This is a genomic window from Bartonella sp. AP57NXGY, from assembly GCF_042195805.1.
Taxonomy (GTDB): Bacteria; Pseudomonadota; Alphaproteobacteria; order Rhizobiales; family Rhizobiaceae; genus Bartonella.
Window position 1 is genome coordinate 1 of record NZ_JBHIOZ010000099.1, and the last position, 4,540, is coordinate 4,540.

General features: G+C 36.5%; 8 protein-coding genes and 1 pseudogene. 8 read left to right on the forward strand and 1 reads right to left on the reverse strand.

The window, feature by feature from the left end:
• Positions 1 to 251, reverse strand: a 251-nt coding sequence (locus tag ACFIL8_RS07670; RefSeq protein WP_375681555.1) for a hypothetical protein, incomplete at its 3' end; no start/stop codon positions are given.
• A 94-nt stretch (positions 252 to 345) separates the two neighbouring features.
• Between ACFIL8_RS07670 and ACFIL8_RS07675 the strand changes: the two genes are divergently transcribed.
• From ACFIL8_RS07675 to ACFIL8_RS07710, 8 genes and pseudogenes are all read left to right on the forward strand, one after another.
• A complete protein-coding gene (locus ACFIL8_RS07675) occupies positions 346 to 657 on the forward strand; it encodes an XRE family transcriptional regulator (RefSeq protein WP_114647946.1) in 312 nt (103 codons plus the stop codon).
• Between the two features lie 189 nt (positions 658 to 846).
• The gene (locus ACFIL8_RS07680; protein ID WP_375613784.1) at positions 847 to 1,266 is read left to right on the forward strand and encodes a hypothetical protein; all 420 of its coding nucleotides are present in this window, start codon (positions 847 to 849) and stop codon (positions 1,264 to 1,266) included.
• Positions 1,267 to 1,314: 48 nt separating this feature from the next.
• Positions 1,315 to 2,052 carry an antA/AntB antirepressor family protein gene (locus ACFIL8_RS07685; RefSeq protein WP_375638622.1) on the forward strand — a complete coding sequence of 246 codons (738 nt, stop codon included), beginning with the start codon at positions 1,315 to 1,317 and terminating at the stop codon, positions 2,050 to 2,052.
• 12 nt (positions 2,053 to 2,064) lie between these two features.
• Positions 2,065 to 2,616 (forward strand): hypothetical protein, encoded by a 552-nt coding sequence (locus tag ACFIL8_RS07690; RefSeq protein WP_375612599.1) that lies wholly within the window; start codon positions 2,065 to 2,067, stop codon positions 2,614 to 2,616.
• An 8-nt stretch (positions 2,617 to 2,624) separates the two neighbouring features.
• A complete protein-coding gene (locus ACFIL8_RS07695; RefSeq protein WP_375689335.1) occupies positions 2,625 to 3,086 on the forward strand; it encodes a hypothetical protein in 462 nt (153 codons plus the stop codon).
• 5 nt (positions 3,087 to 3,091) lie between these two features.
• Positions 3,092 to 3,550: a hypothetical protein gene (locus ACFIL8_RS07700; protein WP_375681553.1), complete on the forward strand. Its 459-nt coding sequence runs from the start codon at positions 3,092 to 3,094 to the stop codon at positions 3,548 to 3,550.
• Positions 3,551 to 3,622: 72 nt separating this feature from the next.
• Positions 3,623 to 4,462 (forward strand): recombinase RecT, encoded by an 840-nt coding sequence (locus tag ACFIL8_RS07705; RefSeq protein WP_375689337.1) that lies wholly within the window; start codon positions 3,623 to 3,625, stop codon positions 4,460 to 4,462.
• 1 nt (position 4,463) lies between these two features.
• Positions 4,464 to 4,540: pseudogene (locus ACFIL8_RS07710) on the forward strand (exonuclease); the annotation flags it as partial.

The window sequence follows — 4,540 nt, forward strand, 5'->3', positions numbered from 1 at the left end:
TGTTGCTCTTGCATTAATCTCTGCAAGCGCTCGGGATAAAAAAAATCTTCTGGACGCAAATCTATCCCATGATCACGTGCGTAGGTTAATAACTGCGCTTGATAAATTGAAGGAAACAATCCATTAGAACCACCCTTCTCTTTAGAATAAGTGATACGATAAACAGCACCTTTACATTTCTTCAAAATACGCGAAACGTTAATAGCCCCCCCTAGATATTTTATTATAGTATACGCAGGTTCTTTTTTCATAAAGATAAAATTTCATATTTTATGAATTTTATCAAGATAAAATTTCATATTTTTTTTATTGATTTTTCATTTCATATGAAAGACTTTGTATTTTATGGAATCAGATCAGTTAAAGGTATGGCTTAATGCGCAATTAGCTAAAAATGGTCATGGTAGTAAGAAAATGCTAGCCAAGCATTTAGGAGTGTTACCATCTACCTTAACTAGTATGTTGCATGATTCAGGTACAAAAAGATCAATAAAAGCAAGTGAATTAATAGAAATTATTGATTTTTTTGGCGAAATCCCCCCTTTTCTAATCAAAGAATCTGAACAGTTTATTCAACTGTATTATCAAGCAAATCCCGAAGTTCAGAAAGCTGTTTTAACGATTCTTCAGAATTCTTGTTCTTCAGACAAAAAATAATAGCAGCCATCACTTTTTTATCTCCACAATTCCAAAGTTTTTCTAACATTAGTTTATCCATAATTAACCTACACTTTATTAAAATTTCATATTTTCTGAATTTTTATATTGACAATTTTCATAAATAATGAAATATAAGTTCCATATCTTAGAAAATAACTTTTGCCAATAGGCTGTATGGAGGCATTTGTGAATAAACCAGTGTTTATAAATTCTGATGAAATTCTCTTAGTGATGTGCGAAAATGAAGAACAAAATCTCGCTAAATCTGGTCCTTTATTAGAAGAAAAGGACATTATCAATTTTATCGACCAAACCGATAATGCTGTCCAAATTTTGCGCGTAGAACCAACGACTAATCGTTGCGAAGATATCTCTGAAGATATTGCTGAGTTTTATCTCAAACTACGTGAACAAAAGTGTTTTGATGGCAAAATACCTCACGATTTTATTCTACACAGCACAGCATACGGTTTTTTTTTAGAAGAAATCGAACAGCAGCGATATGAAGATGAAACATACGGTACTTATGAACAGCAGCACCGTTTAACTCTTTCGGATGTCATTCCAAACTACCCACATTATACATACTACAGAGGGCGTTTTTAAAAGCGCCCCCCTCTTTCCTCTTATTAAATTATCGGATGGAGTAAAATTATGAATAATCCTATCGCTATTACAAATAACACCATTAACGAAGAAAGCGTTCAGACAGTAAATGCACGTGAATTACATGTCTTTTTGGAGAGTAAACAAGATTTTTCTACTTGGATAAAAAAACGTATTATGACCTATGCTTTCCTTGATGGAAGGGACTTTATTCGCTTCCACAAAAAAATGGAAGCGAACAATGCCATAGCAGTAGAATACTATCTTACCTTAGACATGGCGAAAGAGCTTGCCATGGTCGAGCGTAATAAAAAAGGAAAGCAAGCAAGAGAATACTTTATCGAATGCGAGCGGCGTGCAAAGCAAGTTGTTACACCACAAATCGATTACTCAAGTCCACAAGTAATGTTAGGTGTATTAACTCATCTAAAAAATGAAAATGAGCGTAAAGACATCATCATTGAAGATTTAAAACCAAAAGCAATGGCTCTGGAAAGCTTGCAACGCTCTGATGGGCTCTTCAGTCTTACTGAAGCCGCTAAAGTGCTCGAAATGCAACCAAAACAATTCATTCTCTTCCTACAGAAAAAAGGATGGGTGTATCGACGCACTTTCGGGGATCGCTTATTGCCTTATCAGGATAAAATCCAAAAAGGACTAATGGATTGCTCAACCCTCACTATTCAAACCGAAAATGGAACTGAAAAAGTCATTCCTTCAGCAAAAATCACAACAAAAGGCATGGGGGTGCTGTCTCAAGAGCTTAAAAGACAAAGCATGCATTAAGAGGCTATCATTATGGAAAAGAAATATGAACTTACTGATGAAACAATCGAAGTTGGGGGCAAAACTCTCCACCGCATTCGCGCATTACGAGACTTTGGAAACGTCGAGAAAGGTGATTTAGGTGGCTATATACAAAAAGAAGACAACCTATCGCATCATGGTAATTGCTGGATTGGGGATTATGCAAAAGTCTATGGTTATGCCAAGGTTTTTGGTGATGCTAAGGTTTACGAAAATGCACAAGTTTACGGTTATGCACATGTTTACAACAATTCTCGTATTTATGGCAAAGCAGAAGTTTGCGATGAACCATGCATTTACGGTGATGCAGAAGTTTACGGTGATGCATATATTTGCGGTGAACCGCACGTTTTTGATAATGCAGAAGTTTATGGCAATGCACAAGTTTACGAAAAGGCATACATTTATGATAGGGCGCGTGTTTACGGCAATGCAGAAGTTTCCGGTGATGCGCATGTTTACGGTCATGCAAAAATTTACGGTGAAGCATGTGTATGTTGGGACGACTGGATTGATGGCGATAAAAGAATCTCAACTAGGTAACAAACCAGATGAAAAAATACGAATTTACTGATGAAAAAATTGTGTTTGATGGAAGAACTCTTCACCGAATTAGAGCATTAAGAGGCTTTGGATATGTCAAAAAAGGTGACCTCGGCGGTTTTATAGAAAAAGAGAGCAACTTAAGCCATAAGAGAGACTGTTGGATTTTTGGCAATGCACACGTTTACGGTGATGCCAAAGTTTATGATGATGCGCGGGTTTATGGGAATGCACGCGTTTATGACAATGCACAAGTTTATGATTATGCCGAAGTTGGTGGTGCTGATGTTGGAGATAATGCCAAGGTTTTTGACTATGCGCGGATTTATGGGAATTCTGTTATAGGGGAAAGTGTACACGTTTACGGAAATGCTAAAATTTACAATCAAGCATATATTCGCTGTCGTGTAGACATTGCTGGAAATTGTAAAATTAGTGGCTCCACCCTAATCGTAGAACGTGAGAAATAGTAACCATGAAAAAGAAATACGAACTTACTGATGAAACAATTGAGTTTGATGGATACATTACGCTTTACCGCATACGTGCATTAAAAGATTTTGGTGATGTTAAAGCAGGCGACCTTGGCGGCTTTGTAGAGTATGAAGACAATTTAAGTCAAAAAGACGATTGCTGGATTTATAATGATGCCAAGGCGTATTGTTGTGCCAAGATTTACGATAGTGCTAAGGTTTATGATAAAGCACAAATTGGTGATTGTGCCGAGATTTTTGGCAATGCAAAAATTTATAATAACGTCAAAATATATGATGGACATATTTTTGGACACACACAAATTTATGGAAATGTGATTATTTATGCCGATTCAAGAATTTATGGCAATGTAAAAATTTATGATAATTCAGAAGATTGTAAACAAACTATGACCGCCCAGAACGGCGACTCTTCAACAAAAGACGACATTCCTTTCTAGCAACACAAACCAACTTTTAACACCAGCGTGATTCACGCCACGGGTGAATTGCGCGCAATGTAGGAAATCAAGATGACAAATTCCACTTTTTTAAAAGAAATGGCAGGAAAATATGGATTTTCTGCTGAAGAATTTCGAGAAACAATCATAAAAACTTGTATTGGATATAAAAATGCTAGTGTCATCACTGATGCAGAATTTGCCGTTTTTCTTTTTGTTGCCAATACTTATGGACTTAACCCTTTAACAAAAGAAATCTATGCTCTCCCTAAAAAAGGCGGCGGCATCATACCCGTTGTTTCTATCGACGGTTGGATAAAGATCATCAAATCAAATCCTGACTTTGATGGCATGACCTTTCAAGATCAACTCAATGATGATGGGAATATCATTGCTATCAAATGTGCTATTCGTCTCAAAGGGATTAAAGACCCTATCGAAGTCACCGAATATCGCAAAGAATGCGAACAAGAAAAAAGTGAAGCATGGCAAAAATATCCAGCACGTATGTTGCGCCATAAAGCCACTATACAATGTGCTCGCTATGCTTTCGGGCTTTCCGGTATTTATGAAGAAGATGAAGCAAAACGTATCAATGAAACAAACCATAGCATTCCAAAACAATTGGTTTCTCAAGATATGCTTATAAAAATCGAAGAATTAATCGAACAAACAGAATCGGATAAAAATAAGCTTCTCTCTTATGCAAAAGTAGAAAAGCTAACAGATATGTCTTGTGAAACAGCAGACGACGTTTTGAAAATATTAGAAAGCAAGCCAAGAATTCAAAGAGAAAGCGCTCTACAATCTCTCCCACCACAAGAGAAAACATACGTTCCTATACAAGATGCCGAATATATTCACGTCCAAGATATAGAATATGTATCACAAGAACAAAGAACGGCGGTGTGATATGGAACAAAGAACAGCAGAATGGTTTCAAGCGCGCTTGGGTAAAGTCACCGCATCTAATGTTTACAACATTATCAG

Excerpts from the sequence above, each read along its gene's own strand:
- ACFIL8_RS07695 (WP_375689335.1), top strand. The coding sequence starts at position 2,625 with ATGAAAAAATACGAATTTACTGATGAAAAAATTGTGTTTGATGGAAGA.
- ACFIL8_RS07700 (WP_375681553.1), top strand. The coding sequence starts at position 3,092 with ATGAAAAAGAAATACGAACTTACTGATGAAACAATTGAGTTTGATGGA.
- ACFIL8_RS07685 (WP_375638622.1), top strand. The coding sequence starts at position 1,315 with ATGAATAATCCTATCGCTATTACAAATAACACCATTAACGAAGAAAGC.
- ACFIL8_RS07690 (WP_375612599.1), top strand. The coding sequence starts at position 2,065 with ATGGAAAAGAAATATGAACTTACTGATGAAACAATCGAAGTTGGGGGC.
- ACFIL8_RS07675 (WP_114647946.1), top strand. The coding sequence starts at position 346 with ATGGAATCAGATCAGTTAAAGGTATGGCTTAATGCGCAATTAGCTAAA.
- ACFIL8_RS07705 (WP_375689337.1), top strand. The coding sequence starts at position 3,623 with ATGACAAATTCCACTTTTTTAAAAGAAATGGCAGGAAAATATGGATTT.